31 protein-coding genes and 1 riboswitch are annotated in these 26,495 nt (G+C 44.6%); of the genes, 18 read left to right on the forward strand and 13 right to left on the reverse strand.

All coding sequences use genetic code 11. From position 1 onward, the window contains the following. Positions 1-33 precede the first annotated feature (33 nt). On the reverse strand, positions 34-450 hold the full coding sequence (rraB, locus tag L1D11_RS15955; RefSeq protein ID WP_004738675.1) for a ribonuclease E inhibitor RraB: 417 nt from the start codon (positions 448-450) through the stop codon (positions 34-36). Positions 451-1,026: 576 nt separating this feature from the next. On the opposite strand from rraB, the gene arcA reads away from it, so the two are divergent. The 5 genes from arcA (at position 1,027) to L1D11_RS15980 (ending at position 5,604) form a co-directional block, all read left to right on the forward strand. Further along, positions 1,027-2,247: an arginine deiminase gene (arcA, locus tag L1D11_RS15960; RefSeq protein WP_004738676.1), complete on the forward strand. Its 1,221-nt coding sequence runs from the start codon at positions 1,027-1,029 to the stop codon at positions 2,245-2,247. A gap of 157 nt (positions 2,248-2,404) precedes the next feature. Further along, positions 2,405-3,406, forward strand: coding sequence for an ornithine carbamoyltransferase (locus L1D11_RS15965; protein WP_239862626.1), 1,002 nt, complete (start codon positions 2,405-2,407; stop codon positions 3,404-3,406). 269 nt (positions 3,407-3,675) lie between these two features. Next, positions 3,676-4,605: an aspartate carbamoyltransferase gene (pyrB, locus tag L1D11_RS15970; protein ID WP_004738679.1), complete on the forward strand. Its 930-nt coding sequence runs from the start codon at positions 3,676-3,678 to the stop codon at positions 4,603-4,605. Positions 4,606-4,617: 12 nt separating this feature from the next. Then, the gene (pyrI, locus tag L1D11_RS15975) at positions 4,618-5,079 is read left to right on the forward strand and encodes an aspartate carbamoyltransferase regulatory subunit (protein WP_004738681.1); all 462 of its coding nucleotides are present in this window, start codon (positions 4,618-4,620) and stop codon (positions 5,077-5,079) included. Positions 5,080-5,214: 135 nt separating this feature from the next. Then, positions 5,215-5,604 carry a RidA family protein gene (locus tag L1D11_RS15980; RefSeq protein ID WP_004738682.1) on the forward strand — a complete coding sequence of 130 codons (390 nt, stop codon included), beginning with the start codon at positions 5,215-5,217 and terminating at the stop codon, positions 5,602-5,604. A gap of 108 nt (positions 5,605-5,712) precedes the next feature. On the opposite strand, the gene L1D11_RS15985 is transcribed toward L1D11_RS15980, so the two are convergent. The 8 genes from L1D11_RS15985 to mlaF form a co-directional block, all read right to left on the reverse strand. Continuing rightward, a complete protein-coding gene (locus L1D11_RS15985) occupies positions 5,713-6,438 on the reverse strand; it encodes a 1-acylglycerol-3-phosphate O-acyltransferase (RefSeq protein WP_239831774.1) in 726 nt (241 codons plus the stop codon). Between the two features lie 152 nt (positions 6,439-6,590). Further along, positions 6,591-7,856: a UDP-N-acetylglucosamine 1-carboxyvinyltransferase gene (gene murA, locus L1D11_RS15990; RefSeq protein WP_171368779.1), complete on the reverse strand. Its 1,266-nt coding sequence runs from the start codon at positions 7,854-7,856 to the stop codon at positions 6,591-6,593. 8 nt (positions 7,857-7,864) lie between these two features. Next, complete coding sequence (gene ibaG / locus L1D11_RS15995; RefSeq protein WP_004738686.1) at positions 7,865-8,119, reverse strand: BolA family iron metabolism protein IbaG; 255 nt, start codon at positions 8,117-8,119, stop codon at positions 7,865-7,867. A 13-nt stretch (positions 8,120-8,132) separates the two neighbouring features. Then, a complete protein-coding gene (locus L1D11_RS16000) occupies positions 8,133-8,441 on the reverse strand; it encodes a lipid asymmetry maintenance protein MlaB (protein ID WP_239831776.1) in 309 nt (102 codons plus the stop codon). Further along, complete coding sequence (locus L1D11_RS16005; protein WP_239831777.1) at positions 8,441-9,100, reverse strand: phospholipid-binding protein MlaC; 660 nt, start codon at positions 9,098-9,100, stop codon at positions 8,441-8,443. Before L1D11_RS16005 ends, L1D11_RS16000 begins: the two co-directional genes overlap by 1 nt. Before the next feature lie 4 nt (positions 9,101-9,104). Continuing rightward, a complete protein-coding gene (gene mlaD, locus L1D11_RS16010; RefSeq protein ID WP_135384604.1) occupies positions 9,105-9,596 on the reverse strand; it encodes an outer membrane lipid asymmetry maintenance protein MlaD in 492 nt (163 codons plus the stop codon). A gap of 2 nt (positions 9,597-9,598) precedes the next feature. Beyond that, positions 9,599-10,378 (reverse strand): lipid asymmetry maintenance ABC transporter permease subunit MlaE, encoded by a 780-nt coding sequence (gene mlaE / locus L1D11_RS16015; protein WP_239831778.1) that lies wholly within the window; start codon positions 10,376-10,378, stop codon positions 9,599-9,601. A gap of 1 nt (position 10,379) precedes the next feature. Next, positions 10,380-11,174: a phospholipid ABC transporter ATP-binding protein MlaF gene (gene mlaF, locus L1D11_RS16020; RefSeq protein WP_239831779.1), complete on the reverse strand. Its 795-nt coding sequence runs from the start codon at positions 11,172-11,174 to the stop codon at positions 10,380-10,382. A 265-nt stretch (positions 11,175-11,439) separates the two neighbouring features. On the opposite strand from mlaF, the gene L1D11_RS16025 reads away from it, so the two are divergent. The 12 genes from L1D11_RS16025 (at position 11,440) to mgtE (ending at position 20,713) form a co-directional block, all read left to right on the forward strand. Continuing rightward, the gene (locus L1D11_RS16025; protein WP_239831780.1) at positions 11,440-12,408 is read left to right on the forward strand and encodes a calcium/sodium antiporter; all 969 of its coding nucleotides are present in this window, start codon (positions 11,440-11,442) and stop codon (positions 12,406-12,408) included. Positions 12,409-12,442: 34 nt separating this feature from the next. Then, positions 12,443-13,414, forward strand: a complete 972-nt coding sequence (kdsD, locus tag L1D11_RS16030; RefSeq protein WP_008220426.1) for an arabinose-5-phosphate isomerase KdsD — start codon at positions 12,443-12,445, stop codon at positions 13,412-13,414. Beyond that, positions 13,414-13,971, forward strand: coding sequence for a 3-deoxy-manno-octulosonate-8-phosphatase KdsC (gene kdsC, locus L1D11_RS16035; RefSeq protein WP_239831781.1), 558 nt, complete (start codon positions 13,414-13,416; stop codon positions 13,969-13,971). The genes kdsD and kdsC overlap by 1 nt, the downstream gene beginning before the upstream one ends. After that, positions 13,968-14,531: an LPS export ABC transporter periplasmic protein LptC gene (lptC, locus tag L1D11_RS16040; protein WP_004738700.1), complete on the forward strand. Its 564-nt coding sequence runs from the start codon at positions 13,968-13,970 to the stop codon at positions 14,529-14,531. Before kdsC ends, lptC begins: the two co-directional genes overlap by 4 nt. Continuing rightward, positions 14,512-15,006: a lipopolysaccharide transport periplasmic protein LptA gene (gene lptA / locus L1D11_RS16045; RefSeq protein WP_239831782.1), complete on the forward strand. Its 495-nt coding sequence runs from the start codon at positions 14,512-14,514 to the stop codon at positions 15,004-15,006. Before lptC ends, lptA begins: the two co-directional genes overlap by 20 nt. 2 nt (positions 15,007-15,008) lie before the next feature. Continuing rightward, positions 15,009-15,734, forward strand: coding sequence for an LPS export ABC transporter ATP-binding protein (lptB, locus tag L1D11_RS16050; protein WP_004738702.1), 726 nt, complete (start codon positions 15,009-15,011; stop codon positions 15,732-15,734). A gap of 54 nt (positions 15,735-15,788) precedes the next feature. Further along, positions 15,789-17,249, forward strand: a complete 1,461-nt coding sequence (locus tag L1D11_RS16055) for an RNA polymerase factor sigma-54 (protein ID WP_239831783.1) — start codon at positions 15,789-15,791, stop codon at positions 17,247-17,249. A gap of 60 nt (positions 17,250-17,309) precedes the next feature. Continuing rightward, entirely contained in the window at positions 17,310-17,597 is a 288-nt protein-coding gene (hpf, locus tag L1D11_RS16060; protein WP_239831784.1) for a ribosome hibernation promoting factor, read from the forward strand. 1 nt (position 17,598) lies between these two features. Beyond that, complete coding sequence (gene ptsN, locus L1D11_RS16065; RefSeq protein WP_004738707.1) at positions 17,599-18,060, forward strand: PTS IIA-like nitrogen regulatory protein PtsN; 462 nt, start codon at positions 17,599-17,601, stop codon at positions 18,058-18,060. Position 18,061: 1 nt separating this feature from the next. After that, a complete protein-coding gene (gene rapZ, locus L1D11_RS16070; RefSeq protein ID WP_239831785.1) occupies positions 18,062-18,925 on the forward strand; it encodes an RNase adapter RapZ in 864 nt (287 codons plus the stop codon). Positions 18,926-18,933: 8 nt separating this feature from the next. Then, positions 18,934-19,209 (forward strand): HPr family phosphocarrier protein, encoded by a 276-nt coding sequence (locus L1D11_RS16075; RefSeq protein ID WP_137407606.1) that lies wholly within the window; start codon positions 18,934-18,936, stop codon positions 19,207-19,209. Positions 19,210-19,357: 148 nt separating this feature from the next. Then, positions 19,358-20,713: a magnesium transporter gene (gene mgtE, locus L1D11_RS16080; RefSeq protein WP_239831786.1), complete on the forward strand. Its 1,356-nt coding sequence runs from the start codon at positions 19,358-19,360 to the stop codon at positions 20,711-20,713. An 80-nt stretch (positions 20,714-20,793) separates the two neighbouring features. Here mgtE and pmbA read toward each other — a convergent pair whose 3' ends face one another. After that, a complete protein-coding gene (gene pmbA / locus L1D11_RS16085; protein WP_239831787.1) occupies positions 20,794-22,137 on the reverse strand; it encodes a metalloprotease PmbA in 1,344 nt (447 codons plus the stop codon). A gap of 118 nt (positions 22,138-22,255) precedes the next feature. On the opposite strand from pmbA, the gene yjgA reads away from it, so the two are divergent. Next, positions 22,256-22,780 (forward strand): ribosome biogenesis factor YjgA, encoded by a 525-nt coding sequence (yjgA, locus tag L1D11_RS16090; protein WP_017058909.1) that lies wholly within the window; start codon positions 22,256-22,258, stop codon positions 22,778-22,780. Positions 22,781-22,887: 107 nt separating this feature from the next. Here the strand turns inward: yjgA and thiQ are convergent, their stop codons facing one another. The 3 genes from thiQ to thiB form a co-directional block, all read right to left on the reverse strand. Beyond that, on the reverse strand, positions 22,888-23,592 hold the full coding sequence (gene thiQ, locus L1D11_RS16095; protein WP_239831788.1) for a thiamine ABC transporter ATP-binding protein: 705 nt from the start codon (positions 23,590-23,592) through the stop codon (positions 22,888-22,890). Continuing rightward, positions 23,592-25,205: a thiamine/thiamine pyrophosphate ABC transporter permease ThiP gene (thiP, locus tag L1D11_RS16100; RefSeq protein WP_239831789.1), complete on the reverse strand. Its 1,614-nt coding sequence runs from the start codon at positions 25,203-25,205 to the stop codon at positions 23,592-23,594. Before thiP ends, thiQ begins: the two co-directional genes overlap by 1 nt. Before the next feature lie 81 nt (positions 25,206-25,286). Beyond that, entirely contained in the window at positions 25,287-26,279 is a 993-nt protein-coding gene (gene thiB / locus L1D11_RS16105) for a thiamine ABC transporter substrate binding subunit (protein WP_239831790.1), read from the reverse strand. 53 nt (positions 26,280-26,332) lie between these two features. Continuing rightward, positions 26,333-26,452, reverse strand: a riboswitch (TPP riboswitch). Positions 26,453-26,495 lie beyond the last annotated feature (43 nt).

The raw sequence follows: 26,495 nt of genomic DNA on the forward strand, positions 1-26,495 counted from the left end.
CTCAAGGCTGGCACTTTTCAAACTGGGAAGAAATTACTCTTCGCCTTCATCATCTTCTTCAGGGTAGATAGCATCTTCACCTTCGTAGTAAGTGCCCCAACCGTCATAGATAATGTCGAATTTCTCTGCAAGGTTCACAAGCTTCTCAACTTGCGCATCGATCGCTTCTGCATCTAGAGCTGACTGCATAGTCGCATCACAACAAAGTAGCTTGTTGCCATCTTCGTCTTCTGTCTCTTCAGCTTCAAGTACTTCAAAACCCATTTTGAATGCTTCAACAACGGCTTTCTCAAGCACTTCGAAATCTTCAGCAAATAGGTGATGCTCGATATCGTATAGAGCTTCAGGATCGCTACCATCTTCAATTAGTGCTTCAATGATGTCGCGAGTCTCTTCCTTTTGAAATTCAATTAATTCCGCTACTGATAGATATTCATCTTCGTGAGACATGTGTCTGCTCCAGAGTGTTGACTATGAAAAGATCAAATTTGATTGCCACGAAATATGGCACGGATCGTCCAGAAAAGCCACCCAGATCAGGCCTAGAAAGATAAGTTTATCGCTAGATAGCGGAGGTAATATCAATTCAAAAGTGAAATCAAAATCACAGAAACAAATTTTCAACATTTTATTAACTGACGACTATTTCAGCATTTCGTCTCTATTGTCACTTTTGAACATATTAAATAGAAATTGCGTGCTTAGTCATGGTGAATGCATACGATGAACTGGTTTTGAGATGCATAAAACCTCAAGTTACTTTCAAAAAGTGCATAATAGTGAATAAAAAATCATTAATAATAAGCAAAATAGATTTCAGGCAGGCCGCAGATAGAGCATAGATCCGCAAAAATGTTGTTCTATACCAAACGCATTCAATTAGAATTTAACACCTATTTTCTATTTAAAAATGGTTTTTAGCTCGGATAATTTCAAAAATACTTCACTTTTACACGAGCTCTAAAACTTGCATATTACGATCAAGCTTGTCATAAATAGACGCTGGATTAAAAGTAAGGATGCAAAATGAGTAAGCTGTACGTTGGCTCCGAAGTCGGTCAATTAAGACGAGTTCTCCTAAATCGACCTGAAAGAGCACTCACCCACCTCACCCCTTCTAACTGTCATGACCTTCTGTTTGATGATGTGTTGGCTGTTGAAGCTGCTGGTGAAGAACACGATGCGTTTGCAGAGACATTACGTAATCAAGACGTAGAAGTACTGCTACTGCACGATTTATTGGTAGAGACGCTTGCCGTACCTCAAGCTCGCGAATGGCTGCTAAACACTCAAATCTCAGATTTCCGTTATGGGCCTACTTTTGCCCGTGACCTAAGAAACTATCTTGCTCAAATGGATAATGAGCATCTAGCAACAATCTTACTGGGTGGCTTGGCGTATTCAGAGCTTCCTATCAAATCATCATCGATGCTTCCAAAAATGCATCGCCCACTAGATTTCGTAATCGAGCCACTGCCGAACCACTTATTTACACGTGATACTTCGTGTTGGGTTTATGGCGGTGTATCGCTAAACCCAATGATGAAGCCGGCACGTCAACGTGAGACAAACCACCTGCGTGCTATCTATCGCTGGCACCCAGTGTTTGCAGGACAAGACTTCATTAAGTACTTTGGTGATGAGGACCTTCATTACGACAACGCCAACATTGAAGGCGGCGACGTACTGGTTATTGGTAAAGGCGCGGTACTTATCGGTATTTCTGAGCGAACCAAGCCACAAGGTGTTGAGAACTTAGCGGCGAGCCTATTTAAGTCAGGGCAAGCTACAGAAGTCATCGCTATCGATCTACCTAAGCACCGTTCATGTATGCACCTTGATACGGTGATGACACACATGGATATCGATACCTTCTCTGTGTATCCAGAAATCGTTCGTAAAGATTTAGACACATGGCGCCTAACACCAAAAGAGAATGGTGAGATGCGCGTAGAGAAAGCGGAAAACTACCTGTCAGCGATTGAAGGTGCACTTGGCCTGGATCAGCTTAAGATCATCACCACAGGTGGCGACAACTACGAAGCTGAACGTGAGCAGTGGAATGACGCCAACAACGTACTAACAGTGAAACCAGGCACAGTTATCGGTTACGAGCGTAATGTTTACACCAACGAGAAGTACGACAAAGCAGGTATCGAAGTTCTAACGATTCCAGGTAATGAACTGGGGCGTGGCCGTGGTGGCGCTCGTTGTATGAGCTGCCCTATCGAAAGAGACGGTATCTAAGCGGATAGCTCTATAGAGTAAAAATACAATAACTCATCTAGGCCAGTACCATCGTACTGGCCTTTTTTATGAAATTAACAAAATAAATATTCACAAATATAGCATTTTTATGTTTAACTAAGTTCTTCATTGATTCTATATACGCAAGGAGCGAGAGATGGCCTTTAATCTTCGCAATCGTAACTTTCTAAAACTACTCGACTTTACTCCTAAAGAGATTCAGTTTTTACTCGACCTGTCAGCTGACCTAAAAAAAGCTAAGTATGCAGGTACTGAGCAGAAGAAGCTTACTGGTAAAAACATCGCTTTGATCTTTGAAAAGGCATCAACACGAACTCGATGTGCGTTTGAAGTCGCCGCTTTTGATCAAGGCGCTCAAGTATCTTACTTAGGCCCTTCGGGCTCTCAGATCGGTCAAAAAGAATCAATGAAAGATACTGCACGCGTATTAGGCCGTATGTACGATGGCATCGAGTACCGTGGCTTTGGTCAGAGCATCGTCGAAGACCTTGGCGCTTATGCTGGTGTCCCAGTGTGGAATGGCCTTACTGATGAATTTCACCCAACTCAGATCTTGGCTGACTTCCTGACCATGATCGAACATGGTCGCGGTAAACAGCTGCATCAAATCAGCTTTGCTTACCTGGGTGATGCTCGTAACAATATGGGTAACTCTCTATTAGTAGGAGCTGCCAAGATAGGCATGGATATTCGTCTTGTCGCGCCAAAAGCCTTCTGGCCAGAAGAACAACTTGTCGAAGAGTGCCAAGCTATCGCGCAAAGTACCGGCGCTAAAATCACACTGACTGAAGACGTGGCTGAAGGCGTAAAAGGCTGTGACTTCCTCTACACCGATGTTTGGGTATCGATGGGCGAAGCACCAGAAGCTTGGGATGAACGTGTGGCAGTGATGAAGCCATATCAAGTGAACATGGATGTGATTAAGCTGACGGGCAACCCTCAAGTCAAATTCATGCACTGCTTACCCGCTTTCCACAATAATGAGACCGTCATCGGTCAGCAAGTGGCTGACAAATATGGGATGAACGGTTTGGAAGTGACGGATGAAGTGTTTGAATCGGACTACTCTATTGTGTTTGATGAAGCAGAAAATCGCATGCACACCATCAAAGCTGTTATGGTCGCAACACTCGGTTAATTGAGAATAGTGAAAGTAAACAAAAGCTTGATGTAATCGCTTGCGCTCACAAATTGAAAGCGTATAATTCTCGGCAATTTGTCTGAGAGTAGTGAAAATGACGCCAACCAATATTGTGATCACACATAATAAGATTGTGAAAACACCTAATATTGCTCGCAAGCTAGCATGCTTGCCAGGCGGTCTATTCTGCTTTTCAGCACTTTTTTAAAGCCTCCCATTATGGGGGGCTTTTTTGTGGCCAATACATTATTGTGGGGAAGAAGATCATGGCGAATTCGCTCTATCAAAAGCACATCATCTCAATTCCAGAGCTTTCTCGTGAAGAGCTAGAATTAATTGTTCAAACGGCTGGTCAGCTTAAAGCAGAACCAAACCCAGAACTTATCAAGAACAAAGTTGTGGCTAGCTGCTTCTTCGAACCTTCAACGCGAACTCGTCTCTCTTTTGAAACTGCGATTCAACGCATCGGTGGTGATGTGATTGGTTTCGACAGCGGCGGTAACACCTCACTGGCGAAAAAGGGCGAAACGCTAGCAGACTCTGTACAGGTTATCTCTTCATACGTTGATGCTTACGTAATGCGTCACCCTCAAGAAGGTGCTGCGCGCCTAGCATCAGAGTTCTCTAATGGTGTCCCAGTAATCAACGCTGGTGATGGTGCTAACCAACATCCAACACAGACTCTGCTTGATCTGTTCTCTATCGCAGAGACACAAGGCCGCCTAGATAACCTTAACGTGGCGTTCGTTGGTGACCTTAAATACGGCCGCACGGTTCACTCTCTCACTCAAGCATTGGCTAAATTCGATAACATCTGTTTCTACTTTGTAGCGCCAGAAGCATTGGCTATGCCTGATTACATCTGTGAAGAGCTTGACGAAGCTGGCATCAAGTACCAACTACTAACCGACATGGAAGATGTGATTCCTGAGCTGGATGTTCTATACATGACTCGCGTACAGAAAGAACGCTTTGATGAGTCTGAATACGCCCACATCAAGTCAGCCTACATCCTAACGGCTGCACTATTAGAAAATGCACGTGATAACTTGAAGGTACTGCACCCACTTCCTCGCGTTGATGAAATCACTGTCGATGTCGACAAAACACCTTACGCTTACTACTTCCAGCAAGCTGAAAATGGTGTTTACGCACGTGAAGCATTACTAGCCCTTGTTCTTAACGAAACGCTGTAGAGGAGAGATATCATGTCTAAAGAGACTCAATTAAAAGTTGAAGCAATCAAGAACGGTACCGTTATCGACCATATCCCAGCAAACATCGGGATCAAGGTGCTAAAACTGTTTGATATGCACAACTCTCATCAGCGTGTCACTATTGGTTTAAATCTGCCTTCTTCAGCACTTGGTGGCAAAGACTTACTAAAAATTGAGAATGTGTTTATTACCGAAGAGCAAGCAAACAAGTTAGCACTTTACGCACCTCATGCGACGGTAAACCAAATCGAAGATTACGAAGTGGTTAAGAAGCTAGCGCTTGAACTGCCTGAGCAAATCAACGATGTGTTTGAGTGTCCAAACACCAACTGTATCACTCACAACGAGCCAGTTGAGAGCAGCTTTAAGATCTTTGAAAAGAATGAAGACATTCGCCTGAAATGTAAGTACTGCGAAAAAGTCTTCTCTCGCGAGATCGTGACCGAAAGATAAGCTTTCGCGTAGCACGCAATAAATGTAAAAACTATGAAATACCTCGCCTGTGCGGGGTATTTTGCGCTTTACCTAGCTGCGGTTTGTAGGCACACTGAAAAACGATTTTTATCTAATAACTGATGGAATAAACCAATGACAAAAGTACTTCACACAGAATCTGCTCCAGCTGCAATCGGCCCATACGTACAAGGCGTTGACCTTGGCAACATGGTACTGACTTCTGGTCAAATCCCAGTAAACCCAGCAACTGGTGAAGTATCTGCTGATATCGCAGAGCAAGCACGCCAATCTCTAGACAACGTTAAAGCGGTTGTAGAAGCTTCTGGCCTGACTGTAAAAGACATCGTTAAGCTAACTGTATTCGTTAAAGACCTAAACGACTTCGGCACAGTAAACGAAGTTTACGGTAAATTCTTTGATGAGCACGGCGTTGCAAACTACCCTGCACGTTCATGTGTTGAAGTAGCTCGTCTACCAAAAGATGTTGGTATCGAGATCGAAGCTATTGCAGTTCGCAAATAGGCTTCACTCTATTTAGTCAGAGGCTTAGTGCTGAACTAAGCACTGGTGAGATACAAAAAAGGTTGCCAACTAGGCAACCTTTTTTATTATTCGTTTTCTGCGTTTAAGCTACTTTTTATTAAGCTCAATCACTTCTTTGTCTAGCTCTTCCAACTTAGCCGCCATCTGTTCACGAGTTAGATTTGCTAATTCACGAACGTTCGACTTGTCGTAGCCTTCGGTATTAATTGGGGCTAGCATTTCCACAATCACATGACCATTGTTCCAACGGTTTAGCTTAACGCCACCTGTAGAGCTACATACGATAGGGATAATAGGTAAGCCTGCGCCAATTGCCGCATGGAAAGCGCCAGTTTTAAATGGCAATAGACCACGGCCTCGTGAACGCGTTCCTTCAGGGAACATCCATACCGAAACATCGCTGCCTTTCAGATTATCGACCACTTGATCAATCGTACCAACCGCTTTGCTGAGGTTTGCACGGTCGATTAGAATATTACCCGTCAACCAGTAAAGCTGACCAAACAGAGGCATCCACGCTAGACTTTTCTTACCAACAGTTACCACTTTAGGTGTCACAGCCGATGATACCGTGAACAGGTCCCAGTTATTCTGATGGTTCGCAACATAAACATGTTGGCCGCGAGAGTAAGCATCTTCAGGGATACGCAGCTCTAGCTTGATACCAAACACTTTCGACATACGACCGAAGTAACGACCAAAGGTAAATACGTGCTTTGGGTTACGTGGGCTAAGTAGACAGTAGCCACAGCCGAATACAAACATAAGAATCGCAAATATTGCCAATGCGAAAATACGTAATATTGCTATCATTTTGTTCCTCACAACCGCAAAGCTCACCCACCTATTTACTTTATAATAAGCAAACAGATGCATTTGCGGTAAATTCAAATATAAAAAAGCCGAAACCAAGGTTCCGACTTTTGTGTTTTCATGCTACTGATTCATGAATTTACTAACCTAAGTTAGTTCGAGTCACGAAATCGGGTAATGTTTGCGCCTAGTGCTGAAAGCTTATCTTCAATCTTATCGTAGCCACGATCGATGTGATAGATACGATCAACGATGGTTTCGCCTTGTGCGATACAACCAGCAATAACAAGGCTCGCAGATGCACGAAGATCCGTTGCCATTACTTGAGCACCGCTCAACTGTTCGGTTTCACCACAGATAGCTGTATTACCTTCAATCTCCGCTTTTGCACCCATTCGCTGAAGCTCAGGAATATGCATGAAACGGTTTTCGAAGATAGTTTCAGTGATCACACCACTGCCCTTCGCCATCATGTTTAGCAGAGTAAACTGAGCTTGCATGTCAGTTGGGAAGCCAGGGTGAGGTGCCGTTACAATTTTCACCGCTTTAAGCTCACGACCTGTCATATCAAGACTGATCCAGTCTTCGCCCGTTTCAACCTTCGCCCCCGCTTCTTCAAGCTTCGCTAGGGCAGCTTCAAGAAGATGAGCATTAGTGTTACGACAAACGACTTTACCGCCAGAAACCGCAGCAGCAACAAGGAAAGTACCCGTTTCAATGCGGTCTGCAACCACAGAGTGTTGACCACCACCAAGACGTTCAACACCTTCGATAGTAATTGTGTCTGTACCTGCGCCAGAAATCTTCGCACCCAGTTTGTTAAGGAAATCTGCCGTATCAACAATCTCAGGCTCACGCGCTGAGTTATCTAATACTGTTTTACCTTCTGCGAGTGTTGCTGCACACATGATAGTAATCGTAGCGCCTACGCTTACTTTATCCATCACGATGTGTGCGCCTTTAAGACGGCCATCAACACTTGCTTTCACATAACCATCTTCCAACGTAATGGTTGCACCTAGTTGCTCTAGGCCATGGATATGCAGATCAACTGGGCGAGCACCAATTGCACAACCACCAGGAAGTGACACTTGGCCTTCACCAAAACGAGCAACTAGAGGACCTAAAGCCCAGATAGAAGCACGCATTGTTTTTACTAAATCGTAAGGCGCGCAAAATTCATTAATTTCGCTGCCATCAACGTGAACGCTACCGTTACGTGATACTTTCGCGCCTAAACGCTTTAGCAGTTCCATCGTAGTATCGATGTCACGTAGGTGAGGAACGTTACTTACTTCTACTGGCTCTTCAGCAAGAATTGAAGCAAATAGGATTGGTAGCGCAGCGTTTTTTGCGCCAGAGATCGTCACTTCACCGCTTAGCGGATTGTCTGATCCAATAACTCGAAACTTTTCCATCATAAACCTTAAAGTGACATCAGTTTCTTATCACGTTCCCACTCTTCCGGCGTAAATGCCTTGATAGAAAGAGCATGGATGTCATTGCGTTGAATGTATTCCATTAGTGGGCCGTAGATTAGTTGCTGCTTCTTAACTCGATTCATGCCGTCGAAACATGGATCAACCGCAACAACTTCGTAATGACTGCCTTCACCTTTCACGATAATCTCTTGAAGGTTCAGTGCCTCTGCTAATAATTCTTGTACTTTTGTGCTGTCCACAAATAGCTCCTGCCTAATTTTTTATGTGTTCTGCCATCATTGGCTGGATATTGCTCAATTGGAACAACGTTCGTAATTGTTCTGGCACGAAACTGAGCATTATATGACAGTTTTGATTTTTTGCATGCTCTAATAAGTGAATTAGCATCACCATTCCTGCTGAATCGACTCGATTTATATGGCTAAGGTCAATTTCAACGCTCGATTCCGTTGTTTGCCACTTTTCCAATATACGCCAGATTGCAGGAACGCTTTCTCGGTCAATATCTCCGAGAAGCTGATACTCTTTAGAGCTTAGCGCTTGCCATTGAGATTGACTCATTATTTATTACTCTCAAAGCGAATAGGCTGTGCAGCCAGTTTCTCTAGCTCGTCAGCAACCGCTAAGATACCGTCTTGACGAATCTTAGTATTCCACTCTGATTGCTTGCTCGACAGCAGGCTAATACCCTCCGCGACCATATCAAATGCTTTCCACTCACCAGACTTTTTGTCTTTACGAAGTTTAAATTCAAGTTTGATGTTAGGTCTTGGCGTATCAATGATATCAACCTTGATACTGGTGATACGGCTATCCGCTTTGATTTTTGGTTCAGGACCAAATTCAATTGTCTGATCTGTATATTGAGTTAGTACTTGAGCGTAAGAAGAAACTAGGTATTTACGGAATGAGTCGATAAATACACGCACGTCTTTTCTATCCGCGCCTTTCAAGTTTGGCCCAAGTAACTTAAGTGCTGCATATTGCGCATTCACATAAGGCATCAACTCTTCTTCCACAATGACCTTCAATAATTCTGGGTCTTGGTGGATGTTTTCTTGTTCACTCTTCAAACGCTCAAATGCAAGTTCTGCTACTTGAGTCATCATTTGGTATGGCTGAGTACGATCAATCGACTCTGCAGCAAAAGCTTGAGCCGACATAAGAAAAGCGACGGCTGTCAGAAGCCATACCTTGAATAAGTTATTCGTCTTTAACATGTGCTTACTCCTTAGCTTCGCTATCATCAGAACCACCAACGCTATACAGCACTTGGCCAATCAAATCTTCTAGTACCAATGCCGACTTAGTGTCTTCAATCGAGTCACCATCAACCAACATCTCTTCATCATCAAAAATGAAACCCGGCACCAAGCTGATGTACTGCTCACCGATTAAGCCAGATGTTAAGATTTGAGCACTAGAGGTATCTGGAAATTGTGAGTACTTCGAATCAATAGACAATTGAACCACTGGTAGGTAGCTCTCAGTATCAAGTTCAATGCTTTGAACTCGACCAACAACCACGCCACCTACCTTCACAGGGGAACGAACCTTTAGGCTACCAATGTTGTCAAAGGTCGCTTTTAGATTGTAAGTATGGTTTGAACCCAGCCCTTTTACGTCAGCGACTTGAAAGATCATGATTAAGATTGCGCAAATTCCGGCTATAACAAAGGTGCCGACCCATAATTCTAATTTTCGAGTTTGTTGCATGATTAATTCCCAAACATCAATGCGGTAAGAACAAAATCTAGCCCTAATACCGCTAGAGAAGAGTGCACTACTGTGCGTGTGGTTGCCTGACTGATACCTTCAGATGTCGGTACCGCATCATAACCATTGAAAAGTGCGATCCAAGTTACGGTAATAGCAAAGACCATACACTTGATCATGCTGTTACCAATATCTCGACCTAGCTCAACAGAAGACTGCATCGCAGACCAAAAGCTGCCGTGATCAATGCCTTTCCAATCAACACCGACTAACTGGCCGCCCCAAATACCGACCGCCATAAAGATCATCGCCAGTAGAGGCATAGAGATAAGCCCAGCCCACAAGCGTGGTGCGATAATGCGTTTTAGAGGGTCTACCGCCATCATTTCTAAACTGGAGATCTGCTCCGTTGCTTTCATCAAACCGATTTCAGCCGTCAGCGCTGAACCAGCACGACCTGCAAACAGCAATGCTGTGACTACAGGACCAAGTTCACGTAACAATGAAAGCGCGACCATTTGACCAAGGTTGCCCTCAGCGCCGTAGTCAATTAACACGACATAACCCTGCAGGCTCAACACCATGCCAATAAACAAGCCCGAAACTAAAATAATAGCCAATGACTGAACGCCAACGCTATAAAGTTGTTTTACTAATAAAGGGAAGTTTTTTAGTCGCGGGATGCCAAACAAAGCCCCGAATAACATCAGGCTTGATCGACCAAATGACTCACAGATCGCAAGTGTGCGTCTGCCGACACCTGCAATAGTTTTACCAATCATATTAAAACAAATCCTTTTCAAGACTTTGCGCTGGGAACCTAAATGGCACCGGGCCATCCGCCTCACCTTGCAAAAATTGCTGCACTCTCGGATCGTCATTGTTGTACAACTCTTCCGGTGACCCAGCAGCAATGATTTTGCCATCCGCCAGTAGGTAAACCCAATCAGCAATACTCATCACCTCAGGAACATCATGAGAAACGACGATAGACGTTAAACCCAACGCTTGATTGAGGTTGCGAATGAGCTCTACTAATACACCCATTGTAATAGGGTCTTGGCCCACAAAGGGTTCATCATACATGATCAGTTCGGGATCTAGTGCAATAGCGCGCGCCAATGCGGCACGCCTAGCCATTCCGCCAGACAACTCACTCGGCATCAATTGCGCAGCACCACGTAACCCTACCGCCTCAAGCTTAAGTAACACGATAGTACGAATGAATTTTTCGTTAAGTTCAGTGTGCTCACGCAGTGGAAACGCCACATTATCAAACACATTGAGATCCGTAAAAAGTGCACCCGATTGGAAAAGCATGCTCATTTTTTTACGTGCTTGATAAAGCTTTCGACGAGATAAGGTCGGGATGTTGTCGCCATCAAACCAGACTTCACCGCTATCTGGTGGCAACTGCCCGCCAATCAAACGCAGTAAAGTCGTTTTACCAATCCCCGATGGCCCCATGATGGCAGTGATCTTGCCTTGAGGGACCTCTAAACTGATGTCGTCAAAAATAACGCGTTCACCGCGTGAGAAGCTAAGGTTCTTAACTTTTACAAGTTCAGTATTCGACATACTCTTGTAGTTTCCTTGCTTTAAAAAACGCCTATTATGGCTGCAATAATAATGAGTCTACTTTAGAATTAAAAGCACTGTTCAATTAATTCATATTAAACAGGAATGTATGCAGGAATTTGAAAGCATTAGAAAATTATCTATTCAGCTCTCTTTCTTGGTGACTAACTGGTAATTAATTTGCCGAGTGACTTCCCTTTTACCTACCAACAGGTCAAAATTAGCGGTTAATTCTCCGCTTTTTATTAATTTTTTAGGAACCATTATGCTTCTTGAAGCGATTGTTTTTCTCGTTATCGGTTTAGGTTTTTTGGTGTGGAGTGCAGATAAGCTGGTTTACGGCGCCGCAGCTCTTGCTCGCAACTTCGGTATCTCACCATTAGTTATCGGTATGACGATTCTTGCAATGGGGTCTTCAGCCCCTGAAATGATGGTTTCTGCAACCGCTGCGCTTGATGGTAAAACAGATACCGCTGTCGGTAATGTTCTAGGCTCAAACATCGCCAACATCGCGCTGATTTTAGGTATCACAGCGCTAATCAAGCCTCTATCAATCAGCTCAGCAGTGATTCGACGTGAACTACCACTCATGATTGGTGTCACTTTACTAGCTGGCGCACTGCTTTGGGATAACCACTTAGGTTTCTATGAAGGCGTATTGTTATTTGTTCTGTTCGGTGCGTTTTTGTTTGCCATGCTGCAAATCAGCCGCAGCGAGAAAAAGAACGGCGATGCGTTTCTTGATGAACAAGAATCAGAGATTCCTGAGGGCGTAAGTAACCCGAAAGCTGCAATGTGGGTGGTAATTGGTCTAATCATTCTTCCTTTAGCTGCTGATATGCTGGTTGATAATGCCGTGATCATCGCTAAGTTCTTCGGTATGAGCGACCTTGTTATTGGTTTAACCATTATCGCCGTTGGTACTAGCCTACCTGAGCTTGCTGCATCACTGGCTGGTGTAATGAAAGGCGAAGACGATATGGCGGTGGGKAACATCATTGGCTCAAACGTATTCAACATTCTGGCTGTTATGGGTATTCCTGGCATACTTAACCCTTCTATCTTGAGCGAACTTGCGATGGGTCGTGACTTCTGGGTAATGCTAGGTGTATCTCTGCTGCTTGTTGTGATGGCGCTAGGTAAATCGCGTAGTGTGAATCGTATTGAAGGTGGCGTGTTAATCGTGACGTTCGTGGCTTACCAAAGCTACCTACTAATGAACATGTCGGCTTAATTGTTGACTTAACTTTCCGTACTTGGAGTATTTGATGTCTCAGCCATTTGATTATCGCAGTGTTGCCAAACAAGTTTTGGAAACTGAAGTTGCAGGTCTCACTCAATTGGACCAATATTTTAATGATGATTTTTGCAAAGCTTGTGACCTAATCCTAAACAACAAGGGTAAGGTGGTTGTGATGGGCATGGGTAAATCCGGCCATATCGGCAACAAAATCGCAGCAACGCTAGCAAGTACTGGTACATCAGCTTTCTTTGTACACCCAGGTGAAGCAGCACATGGCGACTTAGGCATGATCGAACCGGGTGATATTGTGATTGCAATATCGAACTCAGGTGAATCTGGTGAAATCCTTAGCCTGTTCCCAGTATTAAAGCGTTTGAACATCAAGATCATCAGCATGACAGGTAAACCTGCGTCGAATATGGCGACCTTGTCTGACATCCATTTACAAATTTCTGTGCCGGAAGAAGCGTGCCCGCTAGGCTTAGCACCAACAACCAGCACCACTGCAACTTTAGTGATGGGTGATGCATTAGCCGTTGCACTTTTACAAGCTCGAGGCTTCACAGCTCAAGACTTTGCCCTATCTCACCCAGGTGGTGCTTTAGGTCGTCAGCTACTATTGAAACTAGACGACATCATGCACACAGGCGATGCGCTCCCTGTCGTTGCTCCGGATGCTTTAGTAAGAGATGCTCTACTAGAGATCTCTCAGAAAGGCTTGGGCATGACAGCCATCGTGGATCAAGATGGTCAAATGGCCGGTATTTTTACCGATGGTGATTTACGCCGTATCTTGGATAAGCGCGTTGATATCCATAGTACTCAAATTGGCGATGTGATGACACTAAACCCTACGGTTGCCGATCCGAACATGCTTGCAGTTGAGGGTTTAAACTTAATGCAAGCTAAAAGCATCAATGGCTTGATGCTATGCCAAGATGGCAAGCTAGTTGGTGCTCTAAACATGCACGATTTATTGAAAGCTGGAGTAATGTAATGACACAGACAGTCGAAACTCTATACGGCACTGTTGACTCAGATGTTTTTGCAATCGCAAAAGACATCAAACTCCTAATTTGCGATGTAGATGGCGTATTCTCTGATGGCCGCATCTACATGGGCAACAATGGCGAAGAGCTGAAAACCTTTCACACTCGTGATGGTTACGGTATCAAATCACTGATGAACGCGGGCATTGAGATCGCAATCATCACAGGTCGCAAGTCTCAGATTGTTGAGAATCGAATGACGGCTCTCGGTATCAAACTCATTTATCAAGGCCAAGACGATAAAGTTAAGGCTTACCAGGATATTTGCGATAAGCTTTCAGTTAACCCTGAAAACACAGGTTATATCGGCGATGACCTGATCGACTGGCCGGTAATGGAAAAAGTTGGCTTAAAGGTTTGTGTGGCAGATGGTCACCCACTACTTGCACAGCGAGCAAACTACGTGACAACCATCAACGGTGGTCATGGAGCAGTTCGTGAAGTTTGCGACCTGATTTTACAAGCAAGAAATGAACTCGACATGCATAAAGGTTTAAGCATATGAGTTTTACTCGTATTATCTATTTAATACTAATATTTATTGCCTCTTGGTCGACCTACTACTTGTTCGACAAAGAGCAAACATCGACGATACAAGTGGCTCCAAATTTGGAGCTACCTGCTTTTAGCGGCAACAGCCTAAACAACATCAGTTACGATGAGTCAGGTATTCGCAGCTACCAAGTTGAATCGACGTATTTAGAACACTTCTCAGTGGTTGGCGACACGCACTTTCAAAACCCTGTTCTCTCGGTATTCCGTGAAGGGCATACGATTGAATGGCAAGTCACCGCTGATCGCGCGATTATGGATGAAAATCAGGTTGTCACTTTTTATGACAACGTTGTGGCAAAGAATCTACTGCCAGGGGCAAGCTTCGATACAATGACCACAGACAAAATGGTTGTTGAGCTGAAAAGCCGAGATTTTTATTCAGATACTCCGGTCCATATGATCGGTACATTTTTTGAAAATGAGGGTCAAGCAATAAAAGGTAACTTCGGTACCAACAATGCGACTCTCTTTAATTCTGTTCAAGGTAGATATGAAACTCTTACACCTTAGTTTATTCGCTTTGACTCTTGCGGCATCAAATGTCTACGCCCTATCTTCTGATAGCGAGCAACCTGTCTACATTGACTCAGACAGCCAGCAATTGGATATGAAAAGTAACCAAGTAACCTTCATTGGTGATGTAAACCTGAAACAAGGTAGCATCAATATCAATGCCGATAAGGTTATTGTTACCCGCAACGCCGTAAACGGTGAAATTGAAGAGATTCAAGGCTTCGGTAAACCGGCGACCTTCTCTCAGCTGACTGATGACGGAAAAACGCTCTACGGTGAAGCGGACGACCTGCATTACCAGCTTGTTGCCGATAAACTGATCATGACCAAGAATGCAATGCTATCTCAAGATGGCAGCATCATCCGTGGCTCTAAGATCACTTACCAGATTGGCTCTCAGAAGCTAGTCGCTGACAGTGGTAAGAACAAACGAGTATCAACGGTTTTACAACCAACGGAAGTGAATAAGTAGCCATGGCCGTTCTTAAAGCGCAAAACCTAGCGAAAACATACAGCAAACGTAAAGTAGTGACTGACGTAAGCCTACAGGTTGAGTCAGGTCAGATCGTCGGTTTACTTGGTCCTAATGGTGCCGGTAAAACGACATCCTTCTACATGATTGTAGGCTTAGTTGCTCGTGACGAAGGTACCATCAGCATTGATGACCGAGATATCAGTATCTTGCCGATGCATAGCCGTTCGCGTCTTGGTATCGGTTACCTGCCTCAGGAAGCATCAATCTTCCGTAAGCTGTCTGTTGAGAACAACATCATGGCGGTTTTACAGACTCGCGATGAGATGACCAATGAACAGCGTCAGGATAAGCTAGAAGACCTTCTAGAAGAGTTCCACATTCAACATATCCGTCACAGTAATGGTATGGCCCTATCGGGTGGTGAACGTCGTCGTGTTGAAATCGCTCGCGCTCTAGCAGCAAACCCTCAGTTTATCTTGCTAGACGAACCGTTTGCTGGTGTTGACCCGATCTCTGTTATCGATATCAAGAAAATTATCGAACACCTGCGCGATCGCGGTTTGGGTGTTTTGATTACCGACCACAACGTTCGTGAAACATTAGACGTGTGTGAAAAGGCCTACATCGTGAGCCAAGGACACCTGATCGCAGAAGGTACTCCTGAAGATGTTCTCAATAACGAACAAGTTAAACAAGTTTATCTAGGCGAACAATTCCGTCTATGATTATATAGAGAGTATCGAGAGTTCTAAGAATAATAACTAGGTAAGTAACACTGAATGAAACCCTCATTACAACTTAAGCTAGGCCAACAGTTAGCAATGACTCCTCAATTGCAGCAAGCGATTCGTTTGCTGCAATTGTCTACTTTAGATTTGCAACAAGAGATCCAAGAAGCACTTGAATCTAACCCACTACTCGATGTCGAAGAAGGCAATGAAGAAACGCCATCATCGGAAGAAAAACCTAGCAGTGACGAGAAAGAAACAGTTGAAGCCGCAGAGCAAGACTTACCTGACAGCTCAGACTTAATCGAAAAATCAGAGATTGGTAACGAGCTCGAGATCGACACAACTTGGGAAGATGTCTATAGCGCAAATACAGGTAACACTGGTATTGCTATTGATGACGACATGCCTGTATATCAAGGTGAAACCACCCAAAGCCTGCACGATTACCTACTTTGGCAACTCGACCTCACACCATTCACAGAAACAGACCGAAGCATTGCATTCGCGCTAATCGATGCCATTGATGATTATGGCTATCTCACCGTATCTTGTGAAGATATCCTTGAAAATTTCGACAGTGAATACATTGAACTTGATGAAATCGAAGCAGTGCGCAAAAGAATCCAGCAATTTGATCCGTTGGGCGTTGGCTCGCTAAACCTTCAAGATTGCTTGCTGCTGCAACTGGCGACTTTCCCACAAGACACACCTTGGCTTGATGAGGCTAAGTTAGTACTTACTAGCCATATCGACCAACTCGGTAACCGTGATTACAAACTCGTGATCAAGGAAACCAAGTTGAAGGAAGCAGAGCTACGTGAGGTTCTGCAGCTCATTCAACAACTGGACCCACGACCTGGCAGCAAGATTACGCCAGACGAAACCGAATATGTGGTTCCTGATGTATCAGTGTTCAAAGACCTAGGTAAATGGTTAGTAACCATTAACCCTGACAGCGTGCCAAAGCTGAAAGTCAATCAGCAGTACGCTGACTTGGGAAGTAAAGGCAACAGCGCCGATAACCAATACATTCGCTCGAACTTGCAAGAGGCGAAGTGGTTAATCAAAAGCTTAGAAAGCCGAAATGAGACGCTACTCAAAGTTGCGCGATGCATTGTTGAACATCAGCGCGATTTCTTCGAACATGGCGAAGAAGCGATGAAGCCAATGGTACTCAACGATGTTGCTTTAGCCGTTGATATGCACGAATCCACGATCTCTCGTGTGACGACTCAAAAGTTCATGCATACGCCTCGTGGCATCTTCGAACTGAAATACTTTTTCTCGAGCCATGTCAGTACTGACAATGGCGGTGAATGTTCATCGACAGCAATTCGAGCACTCATTAAGAAGCTTGTTGCGGCAGAAAATACCGCTAAGCCTCTCAGTGATAGCAAGATAGCTGCTTTACTGGCTGACCAAGGAATTCAGGTAGCTAGACGTACGATAGCTAAATACCGTGAGTCTCTGGGCATAGCCCCATCGAGTCAGCGTAAACGCCTTCTATAAGCGAATGAGTCCTTCTTAGCTCAATCGCTATTATCAGGCACCAACTGAAAAGGAAAGTCTATGCAAATCAATATTCAAGGCCATCACGTTGATCTTACCGATTCAATGCAAGACTATGTTCACACCAAATTCGACAAACTTGAGCGCTTCTTTGATCATATCAATAGTGTTCAGGTTGTTTTAAAAGTTGAGAAAGTCAATCAAATCGCAGAAGCTACTCTGCATATAAATCAGGGGGAAATCCATGCGACAGCAACAGATGAAAGCATGTATGCCGCGATTGATTCATTGGTTGATAAACTCGTCCGCCAACTCAACAAGCACAAAGAAAAGCTAAGTAGTCACTAACATGCAATTAAGCGAAGTACTTTCATTGGACTGCACCAAAAGTGCAGTCCAATGCACAAGCAAAAAAAGAGCCCTTGAGCTCATCAGTCAGATCGCAGCAGAAAGCTGTGGTCAAGATTCAACAGAACTGTTTGAGTGCATGTTGAGCCGTGAAAAAATGGGTAGTACTGGCATTGGTAATGGCATCGCTATTCCCCATGCTCGTATGAATGTCAGTGATAAAGCAATTGCTGTATTACTGCAATGCCAAGATCCGATCGAATTTGATGCTATTGATAACCGTCCTGTCGACCTACTATTTGCCCTGCTTGTTCCAAGTGAACAGTGCAAGGAGCATCTAAAAACCCTTTCTTGTATGGCGGAACGACTTAACGACAAGCAGACTCTTAAACAGTTGCGTAATGCTCAAAGCGATCAAGAGCTTTACGACATCATGATTCAAGTGCCAACTTGCGAGCAATAACATGCGGTTAATCGTTGTTAGTGGCCAATCAGGAGCTGGTAAAAGTGTTGCGCTGCGAGTCATTGAAGACTTGGGGTATTACTGTGTCGATAACCTGCCAGTAAACCTGCTCAACGACTTCGTCGAATCGGTACGCGAGATCAATCAAAACGTTGCTGTAAGCATTGATATTCGTAACCTTCCAAAAGAGCCTCAGCTAGTAACAGAAATGCTAGAGCAGCTAGAGTCTGCAACCAACATTGATGTGAACGTATTATTTCTAGACGCAAGCAAGCAGACGTTACTCAAACGCTACAGCGAAACACGTAGAATCCACCCGTTATCAATCGGCCAAGAAAAATTATCTCTTGAGCAAGCGATTGATTTGGAAAAGACACTCCTGACACCTCTCGCAGAGCAAGCCTGCATTGTGATTGATAGTAGTGACTGTAACCTCTACGAATTGAGCGAAAAGGTTCGATTTAAAGTTGAAGGCAAAGAGAAGCAAGAGCTGATCATTGTCTTTCAATCTTTCGGTTTTAAATATGGCCTACCAAGTGATGCCGACTATGTGTTCGACGTTCGCTTTTTGCCCAACCCTCACTGGGAACCAGCACTACGGCCTTTAACAGGTCTTGATGCACCAATTCACTCTTTTCTAGAAAAACACGCAGAAGTCCTTGAGCTCAAGCAACAGATCCAAGGCTTTGTTGAACAGTGGTTGCCAATGTTAGAGAAGAATAATCGCAGTTACCTAACGGTCGCGATTGGTTGTACTGGCGGTAAACACCGCTCGGTTTATCTAACTCAAAAAATTGGTGAGTACTTCGAACAACTTGGTCATCAAGTTCAAATCAGACATGCCTCTCTAGAGAAGCACCAATAAGGCTAACCATGGAATTAACTCGAACTGTACTGATCCAAAACCGCTTGGGTCTTCACGCTAGAGCTGCCGTAAAGTTGGTTGAGCTTGCCCAAAGCTTTGATGCCACTATCACAATTCATAGTGAAGAAGATAAAAGTGCCACCGCAGACAGCGTGATGGGACTATTGATGCTGGAATCCGCACAAGGACAACACATCACGATTCAAGCTTCGGGTGCTGATTCACAACAAGCACTTGATGCCGTTTGCCACCTTATCGAAGATAAATTTGATGAGGGTGAGTAGCCAAGACGCTTAACTCGTAAGGCCGCAAACTCAAACAGTGAACCAACCTATATTAAATCTTAGTTCTACCTAAGTTTATGATTTAAATAAGCCCTAGAATTAAGTTATTATTCCAAGCATTGTAAGAATAATGAGATAGGAGGAAAATATGGCAGAGCAATTAGAATTTGACCAAGCTCACCAAACCCTCCAAGAAGTCAGCGAAGCCCTAGAAAACGGCCGATTTGTTCACGTACGCCGACAACTTCAGGACATGGAACCTGAGGATATTGCACACCTTTTAGAAGCCTCCCCTCGCAAAAGTCGTGACGTACTCTGGCAACTCACCGATCCAGAAGACTACGGTGAAATTCTTGATGAACTAAACGAAGACGTCAAAGATGCCCTTGTGTCGAAAATGGCACCAGAAACCTTGGCAGAAGCAACAGAAGGCATGGAAACCGATGACGTCGCGTACGTACTTCGAAGCCTGCCCGACGATGTTTCTCGCGAAGTCCTGTCTCAAATGGACTCCGTCGATCGTGCATTAGTTGAAACCGCCCTGTCGTACCCTGAAGATTCAGCGGGTGCGATCATGAACACTGACGTGATCACAATTCGTGGTGATGTCGATGTTGACGTTGTTTTACGCTACATGCGTATGCGTGGCGAACTGCCAGATGCAACTGACGCTCTATATGTTATTGATGAAGAAGAACGTCTTATCGGTAACCTATCGCTTACAACACTAGTAACGACTCAGCCTGATGTTCAGGTTTCAGAAGTGATGGATGATGCCGACGAAGCGATCGCGGTTGAAACCAGTGCTTCAGATATCGCAAGCCTGTTTGAGCGTCGTAACTGGGTTTCAGCACCTGTCGTCGATAGTAACCAGCACCTTGTTGGTCGTATCACCATCGATGACGTAGTTGATGTTATCCGTGAAGATGCCGAACACTCAATGATGAGTATGGCGGGTATGGACGATGACGAAGATACCTTCGCACCGGTCGTAAAATCCGCTCGTCGTCGTAGTGTCTGGCTTGGTGCCAATGTCCTTGCTGCACTTGCTGCCGCATCTGTATCCAATATGTTTGAAGCAACGCTCGACCAAATGGCAGCGATTGCGGTTCTGATGACTATCGTGCCTTCAATGGGCGGGGTTGCTGGTAACCAAACCGTTGCTCTGGTGATTCGTGGCTTGGCACTCGGTCATATCGGTGACAGTAACAAACGTGAACTACTACTTAAAGAGGCAGCCATCGGCTTCCTCAACGGTGTGTTATGGGCCGTTATCATTGGTGGTATCGTGGTCGCTTGGAAAGGTAGCTGGATACTGGGAGGCATCATCTCAGCAGCGATGATGACTAACTTAATTGTCGCTGGTATTGCTGGTGTAACCATCCCGGTGATGCTGAAGAAGATGAATATCGATCCAGCCCTTGCTGGCGGTATGGCACTGACCACAGTAACCGATGTTATTGGCCTATCTGTGTTCTTAGGCTTAGCCACCATACTTATCTAGCTTAGTTACCTAACTCGGTAAATACAAAAAGGGAGCCATCGGCTCCCTTTTTTAATATATCAGGTTTACACTAAAGTGAGTTACTCACCCGCAACTTTCATTGACTCCAGTAAGATAGAACCTGTTTGAATTTGCGAACGTGTTTCTACGTCGTTACCAACTGCAACAATCTGAGTAAACATGTCTTTTAGGTTACCTGCGATTGTTACTTCTGATACAGGGTATTGGATCTCTCCGTTCTCAACCCAGAAACCTGCAGCACCACGTGAATAATCACCCGTCACAGTATTAACGCCTTGGCCCATCACTTCCGTCACTAGGAAACCAGTGCCCAACTCTTTTAGCATCTGCTCAAAGTTTTGACCGGTCGATTTAACGAACCAGTTATGAATACCACCCGCATGGCCTGTTGGTGTCATGTCCATTTTACGGGCTGCGTAACTCGTCAGTAGATAAGTCGCTAGAACACCATCAGTGATGATTTCACGATCTTGAGTGAACACACCTTCGCTATCAAATGGGCTTGAAGCTAAACCACATAGAATGTGAGGACGCTCAGAAATATTGAACCAATCAGGCAGAATTTTCTGACCTAGATGATCCAATAGGAAAGACGCTCTGCGGTATAGGTTACCGCCACTGATCGCCATCACAAGATGACCAATCAAGCCAGTAGCCACATCGTTAGCGAACATAATTGGGTATTGGCCTGTTGGTAGCTTTTTCGCATCCAAACGGCTAATAGTCTTTTCTGCTGCTTCTTGACCTACGCGCTCAGGCGTCCATAGCTCATCACGGTGACGTGCAACGGTGTAGCTGTAGTCTCGTTCCATTTCACCGTTAGCGCCTTGTCCAATCACACAGCAGCTCGTGCTATGGCGACTTGAAGCGTAGCTTGCTAGTAAGCCATGACTGTTACCATAAACCTTAATGCCATAATGGCTGTCGTAGCTTGCGCCATCACTCTGCTTAATCTTGTCACTATAAGCTAACGCTTGCTTCTCAGCAGCAATTGCAATCTCAGCAGCATAATCAGGGTTTGGTTCATCAGGGTGGAAAAGATCCAAGTCTGGAATTTCTTTTACCATGTATTCTTTTGCTGCAGGACCTGCAAATGGGTCTTCAGAAGTGTACTGAGCGATATCAAGCGCAGCCGCTACTGTTTGAGCAATAGCCTTTTCACTCAGATCAGATGTAGATGCGCTGCCTTTTTTCTGGCCGCGATAAACAGTAATACCTAGCGCACCATCACTATTAAATTCAACGTTTTCCACTTCACACATACGTGTTGAAACACTTAAACCCGTTGACTTAGTAATAGCGACCTCAGCTGCGTCTGCACTCACTGATGCCATATCCAACGCTTTAGCTACTGCGGCTTCTAGCTCAACTCTTTGCTGGGCGACTTGCTGTTTTACATCCATATCTATTCTAATTTTTTAGGTCAATATTACGTAGGATAACAAGAATTTCGCTTTCTCCCCAAGATTCTTGCTAAAATAGGCAATATATTCGTTTGAGATAGTGACATAGGCAGAAAAGATGGCCCGCAAAAACCAAAAAGCCCCATGGGAACCAGAAGAAGAAATCATCTGGGTAAGTAAGACAGAAATGAAAACGGACATGGATGCCCTGCAAAAGCTGGGAGAAGAGCTTGTTGGTCTAAAGCCTTCTGTATTAGACAAATTTCCGCTGTCTGAAGATTTGGCACAAGCGATTAAGGATGCACAACGCTTTAAAAATGAAGCGAAGCGTCGTCAACTTCAATACATTGGTAAAGTAATGCGCAATGTCGATCCAGAGCCAATTCAAGCGGCTTTGGATAAAGTACGTAACAAACACTCACAAGCAACAGCTGAGCTACATAAGCTTGAGCAACTGCGTGATCGTGTTGTTGCTGAAGGCGATGCGGCTATTTCAGAAGTAATGGAAATGTACCCTGAAGCAGACCGTCAGCGTCTTCGTCAGCTAGCTCGCCAAGCTAACAAAGAGAAATCTGCGAACAAGCCTGCAAAGTCTTCTCGTGAGATCTTCCAAATCTTAAAAGAGCTAAAGCTAGAAGACTAATCGTTATCTCGCTTTACTCATAGAGTGAATAAAAGGCCTAGCGCATGCTAGGTCTTTTTGTTTTCTACGAACTCAATATCGAGACATTCAACAGGAGTGATGAATCGTCACTCACCCGCTTTAACAAATGAGCTTAACTCTGGCTGTGGATGCTCCGCCGTCAATACCTCTATCGAGTCTTCAACCAACACCTTACCTAGCGCCACAAAAACAAACTTATTTGCAATGCTGCGCGCGTCACCTAAGTGGTGAGTCACCATCAAAACCGTAATATTTCGCTCTGCCGCTAATCGCTTCACTAAGCTAAGCATCTCTTCTCGCAATAGCGGATCCAGCGCAGAGAAAGGCTCATCCAACAGCCAAATATCATGTGGTTGAACAAAACAACGCGCTAGTGCGACACGCTGGCGTTGACCACCGGATAAATGCTCAGGCAATCTATCCAAATACTCAGCGACGCCAACTTGCGCTGCGGCTTGCTCCACAGCTTGCTTTTGGGCTGAGATAAGCTTTAAACCAGGATGCAGACCTAAGCCAATATTTTCTCGCACCGTAAGGTGAGCAAACAGGTTGTGCTCTTGAAACAACATCGCCAACGGTCGTTGATGCGCTTCTTTGCCAATCAGTGATTGCCCTGCCACTGAAATCTCACCCGATGTAGGCTCGATGAACCCAGCAACTAGCGCTAACAGTGTTGATTTACCGGCGCCACTCGGTCCCATAAGCGCAACAATGTCGCCCTGTTCAGCTTGGAAATCAAAACTAAACAACTCTTGGTGATAGTGGTAATCCACATCTTTCATCACTAACATCATCGGTTCCTTAACGCTTTAGCATCAGACTTAGAGGTTCGGCTAAACAAAAATTCAATCAGGCTAAAACTGCCGACACTCAATAACAATAAACTCACTGAAACTACCGCTGCGGCCTCCATCTGATAGCTGCCTAACAATTGGAATAGGTACAAAGGCAAAGTCCTAAAATCTTGACTACCAAACAAGGCAATCGCACTTAAGTCGCCCATCGCCAGCATAAAACTGATTGAGAATGCTTGCGCCATCGGCTTACGCAGTGCTCGCCACTCCACCAGCCTAAAGCGAGTGAACCCTGTCATCCCTAAGCTTGCACACACATACTGGTACTGCTGAGACAAATGCAGCATAGGTTGAGCCAAGGTTTTAATTACGTAAGGCAGTGCCATTAAACTGTTGACTGCAATCACGATAAAGAAAGCTAAGCTGAAAACATCTGTGAATGAGCGCAGTAATAAGAAGATCCCCGTACTGATCACTAGCCCTGGAGTGACTAAGATAATAGTGCCAATCAGCTCGATTTTATCGGCTCTAAAGTTCTTATTCTGTAAGCGCCATGCTCTGCTGGTCAATAGTATCGCGATACCAATACCAACCGCGATAACACTTGCTAATGACGCGACTTTAACCGAGGTCATTAACGCAGCCCAAAACGGCTCACTGCTCAGTACGGTTAATGCCTGCGAGTTAATACCACTGACGATAACCATAGCTAATGGCGGCAATACCAGTATTGAGACTATGATGATCCAAAAGCTATCCCAAGCTTTTGACCTCCAGCTGTCCTTAACCAAATATTTCTCTTCCGACAACTGACTCGCCGTCACAGAGATAGGCTTAGACAGGCGCTGAATACTCACTGCTAACACGCCACATAACAGCATTTGCCATATCGCCAGCAAAGCTCCCGCTTGCAGATCAAAGTCGAACTTAATCGCCTGATAAATAGCGAGCTCGATAGTGGTTGATTTAGGTCCACCGCCTAGCGCCATCACAGTAGCAAAGCTGGTAAAGCACAGCATGAAGACTAAGCCAAAAACATGTGGTAATTGCTGTCTTAATCTCGGCCATTCAACCCATTTGAATTTATTCCAATGACTCATGCCTAAATGCGCACACAACTTGTGCTGCTCAGCAGGCACCGTATCTAACGCTTGCAGAAGTAAACGACTGGCATAAGGCAGATTGAAGAAGACGTGTGCCAACAAAATGCCATTCAACCCATAAATCGAGAATGGCAGTTCAATATGAAAGTTCTCAAGCAGTTTTGCCAACCAACCACTGTTGCCGTAAATAGCCAGTAAACCAAACACGCCGACTAACACTGGCAGAACCAAGGTCGAAGCGAATAGCCTTAACAACAAGGCTCGCCCAAAAAATTGCCTGCGACACAGAGCATGAGCAATAGGTATAGCAAAGCCAACACTCAGCACCGTTGAGAGTGTTGCTTGATAAAAACTGAACTTCGTTACATGCCAATAGTAGGGTTCGGACCATACTTGGCTGATATCAAGAGAAGGGGCATTGCTAAGCAATGCCCCTACTGCTGAAACCACGAAGGCGGTAATGAGTATCGCAACCCAAATACCGACCTTAGGCGTTTTCTTTATCATAAATTGATCTTTACCGTAAAAGTCCATTCCAAACATAAAGAATGGCTTTAAATACAGGTTGTTCATTCTTTTAAAAGTTAATTAAAAAGTAAGCGCACTCTGCCATTCACGAATCCAAGACTTACGCTTCTCGGCGATCTCTTCAGAGCTAAAGCTTAGCGCTTGCTGAGGTACCGTCAGTTGTTCGAAACCTTTAGGTAGCTCAACATCTGTCACTGGGTACATCCAGTTACCTGTCGGCATCGCCGATTGGAATTCATCACTTAGGATAAACGCCATAAACTCATCAGCAAGCTTTTCATTCTTGCTGCCTTTGACCTTTGCAGCCACTTCCACTTGAGTGTAATGCCCTTCTTTGAAGTTCGCTGCTGCGTACTTAGAATCGTTCTCCGCAATGATGTGGTAAGCCGGAGAAGTGGTGTAAGACAATACTAAATCAGATTCACCCTCTAGGAACATAGAGTAAGCTTCAGACCAGCCTTTGGTTACCGTCACGGTTTTCTGAGCAAGCTTCTTCCATGCGGCTGTCGCTTCATCACCGTAAACTGACTTCATCCACAACATCATGCCTTGGCCTGGTGTTGAAGTTCGTGGATCTTGGTAGATAACCTCCAGGTCTTCACGTTGCTCAACCAACTCTTTCAGACTTTTCGGTGGGTTTGCTAGCTTCTCTGTGTTGTAGACAAAAGCGAAGTAGCCAAAGTCGTAAGGTACAAATATATTATCGTTCCAGCCATTTGGCAGTGTTACTGTCGAAGTATCAACATTGTGCTCAGCCAATAAGCCCGTCGCTTTCGCTTCAGCCATGAGGTTGTTATCTAAACCAAGAACGATGTCAGCTTTGCTGTTGCCACCTTCAAGGCGTAAGCGGTTAAGAATAGAGACGCCATCTTCCAGCGCGACAAAATTCACATCACAGCCACACTTTTCTTCAAACGCTTTCTCTACGGCAGGACGAGGGCCCCAATCCGCAGCAAAAGAGTCATAGGTATATACGGTTAACGTATTGTCTGCAGCAAAGGCAGAAAAAGAGATCGCTGTAGTAACAGCAAGGGTAGTTAATGTGAATTTCACTGGACGCTCTCCATGGTCTGAGCGGCACAGGTTTGAGGGAGGAGAACGGTAGAGGTTGTTCCTAACTCAATTCCTACGCCAGCATTATCTGGTTCAGGTTTACGGGTCCCAAGCATCTGCTTGATCTCAGCTCGCATTCATTATTTGAATGGTTCGCTCCCCGATGAGTGTTCAGAATTGTAATTTGATTTTTAACAATAAGCTATCAAGTTTGGA

Origin of the sequence: Vibrio sp. Isolate32 (assembly GCF_022397955.1) — a bacterium.
Classification (GTDB): domain Bacteria; phylum Pseudomonadota; class Gammaproteobacteria; order Enterobacterales; family Vibrionaceae; genus Vibrio.

What these genes read in the sequence shown, in the direction of transcription:
- arcA (WP_004738676.1), top strand. Translation starts at nt 1,027, where the DNA reads ATGAGTAAGCTGTACGTTGGCTCCGAAGTCGGTCAATTAAGACGAGTT.
- L1D11_RS16005 (WP_239831777.1), bottom strand. Translation starts at nt 9,100, where the DNA reads ATGTTAAAGACGAATAACTTATTCAAGGTATGGCTTCTGACAGCCGTC.
- L1D11_RS16000 (WP_239831776.1), bottom strand. Translation starts at nt 8,441, where the DNA reads ATGAGTCAATCTCAATGGCAAGCGCTAAGCTCTAAAGAGTATCAGCTT.
- rapZ (WP_239831785.1), top strand. Translation starts at nt 18,062, where the DNA reads ATGCGGTTAATCGTTGTTAGTGGCCAATCAGGAGCTGGTAAAAGTGTT.
- ptsN (WP_004738707.1), top strand. Translation starts at nt 17,599, where the DNA reads ATGCAATTAAGCGAAGTACTTTCATTGGACTGCACCAAAAGTGCAGTC.
- pyrI (WP_004738681.1), top strand. Translation starts at nt 4,618, where the DNA reads ATGTCTAAAGAGACTCAATTAAAAGTTGAAGCAATCAAGAACGGTACC.
- lptB (WP_004738702.1), top strand. Translation starts at nt 15,009, where the DNA reads ATGGCCGTTCTTAAAGCGCAAAACCTAGCGAAAACATACAGCAAACGT.
- murA (WP_171368779.1), bottom strand. Translation starts at nt 7,856, where the DNA reads ATGGAAAAGTTTCGAGTTATTGGATCAGACAATCCGCTAAGCGGTGAA.
- L1D11_RS15980 (WP_004738682.1), top strand. Translation starts at nt 5,215, where the DNA reads ATGACAAAAGTACTTCACACAGAATCTGCTCCAGCTGCAATCGGCCCA.
- mlaF (WP_239831779.1), bottom strand. Translation starts at nt 11,174, where the DNA reads ATGTCGAATACTGAACTTGTAAAAGTTAAGAACCTTAGCTTCTCACGC.
- pyrB (WP_004738679.1), top strand. Translation starts at nt 3,676, where the DNA reads ATGGCGAATTCGCTCTATCAAAAGCACATCATCTCAATTCCAGAGCTT.
- mgtE (WP_239831786.1), top strand. Translation starts at nt 19,358, where the DNA reads ATGGCAGAGCAATTAGAATTTGACCAAGCTCACCAAACCCTCCAAGAA.
- mlaD (WP_135384604.1), bottom strand. Translation starts at nt 9,596, where the DNA reads ATGCAACAAACTCGAAAATTAGAATTATGGGTCGGCACCTTTGTTATA.
- lptC (WP_004738700.1), top strand. Translation starts at nt 13,968, where the DNA reads ATGAGTTTTACTCGTATTATCTATTTAATACTAATATTTATTGCCTCT.
- L1D11_RS15985 (WP_239831774.1), bottom strand. Translation starts at nt 6,438, where the DNA reads ATGATAGCAATATTACGTATTTTCGCATTGGCAATATTTGCGATTCTT.
- yjgA (WP_017058909.1), top strand. Translation starts at nt 22,256, where the DNA reads ATGGCCCGCAAAAACCAAAAAGCCCCATGGGAACCAGAAGAAGAAATC.
- kdsD (WP_008220426.1), top strand. Translation starts at nt 12,443, where the DNA reads ATGTCTCAGCCATTTGATTATCGCAGTGTTGCCAAACAAGTTTTGGAA.
- rraB (WP_004738675.1), bottom strand. Translation starts at nt 450, where the DNA reads ATGTCTCACGAAGATGAATATCTATCAGTAGCGGAATTAATTGAATTT.
- lptA (WP_239831782.1), top strand. Translation starts at nt 14,512, where the DNA reads ATGAAACTCTTACACCTTAGTTTATTCGCTTTGACTCTTGCGGCATCA.
- L1D11_RS16075 (WP_137407606.1), top strand. Translation starts at nt 18,934, where the DNA reads ATGGAATTAACTCGAACTGTACTGATCCAAAACCGCTTGGGTCTTCAC.
- thiQ (WP_239831788.1), bottom strand. Translation starts at nt 23,592, where the DNA reads ATGTTAGTGATGAAAGATGTGGATTACCACTATCACCAAGAGTTGTTT.
- L1D11_RS16055 (WP_239831783.1), top strand. Translation starts at nt 15,789, where the DNA reads ATGAAACCCTCATTACAACTTAAGCTAGGCCAACAGTTAGCAATGACT.
- mlaE (WP_239831778.1), bottom strand. Translation starts at nt 10,378, where the DNA reads ATGATTGGTAAAACTATTGCAGGTGTCGGCAGACGCACACTTGCGATC.
- thiP (WP_239831789.1), bottom strand. Translation starts at nt 25,205, where the DNA reads ATGATAAAGAAAACGCCTAAGGTCGGTATTTGGGTTGCGATACTCATT.
- kdsC (WP_239831781.1), top strand. Translation starts at nt 13,414, where the DNA reads ATGACACAGACAGTCGAAACTCTATACGGCACTGTTGACTCAGATGTT.
- hpf (WP_239831784.1), top strand. Translation starts at nt 17,310, where the DNA reads ATGCAAATCAATATTCAAGGCCATCACGTTGATCTTACCGATTCAATG.
- pmbA (WP_239831787.1), bottom strand. Translation starts at nt 22,137, where the DNA reads ATGGATGTAAAACAGCAAGTCGCCCAGCAAAGAGTTGAGCTAGAAGCC.
- L1D11_RS15965 (WP_239862626.1), top strand. Translation starts at nt 2,405, where the DNA reads ATGGCCTTTAATCTTCGCAATCGTAACTTTCTAAAACTACTCGACTTT.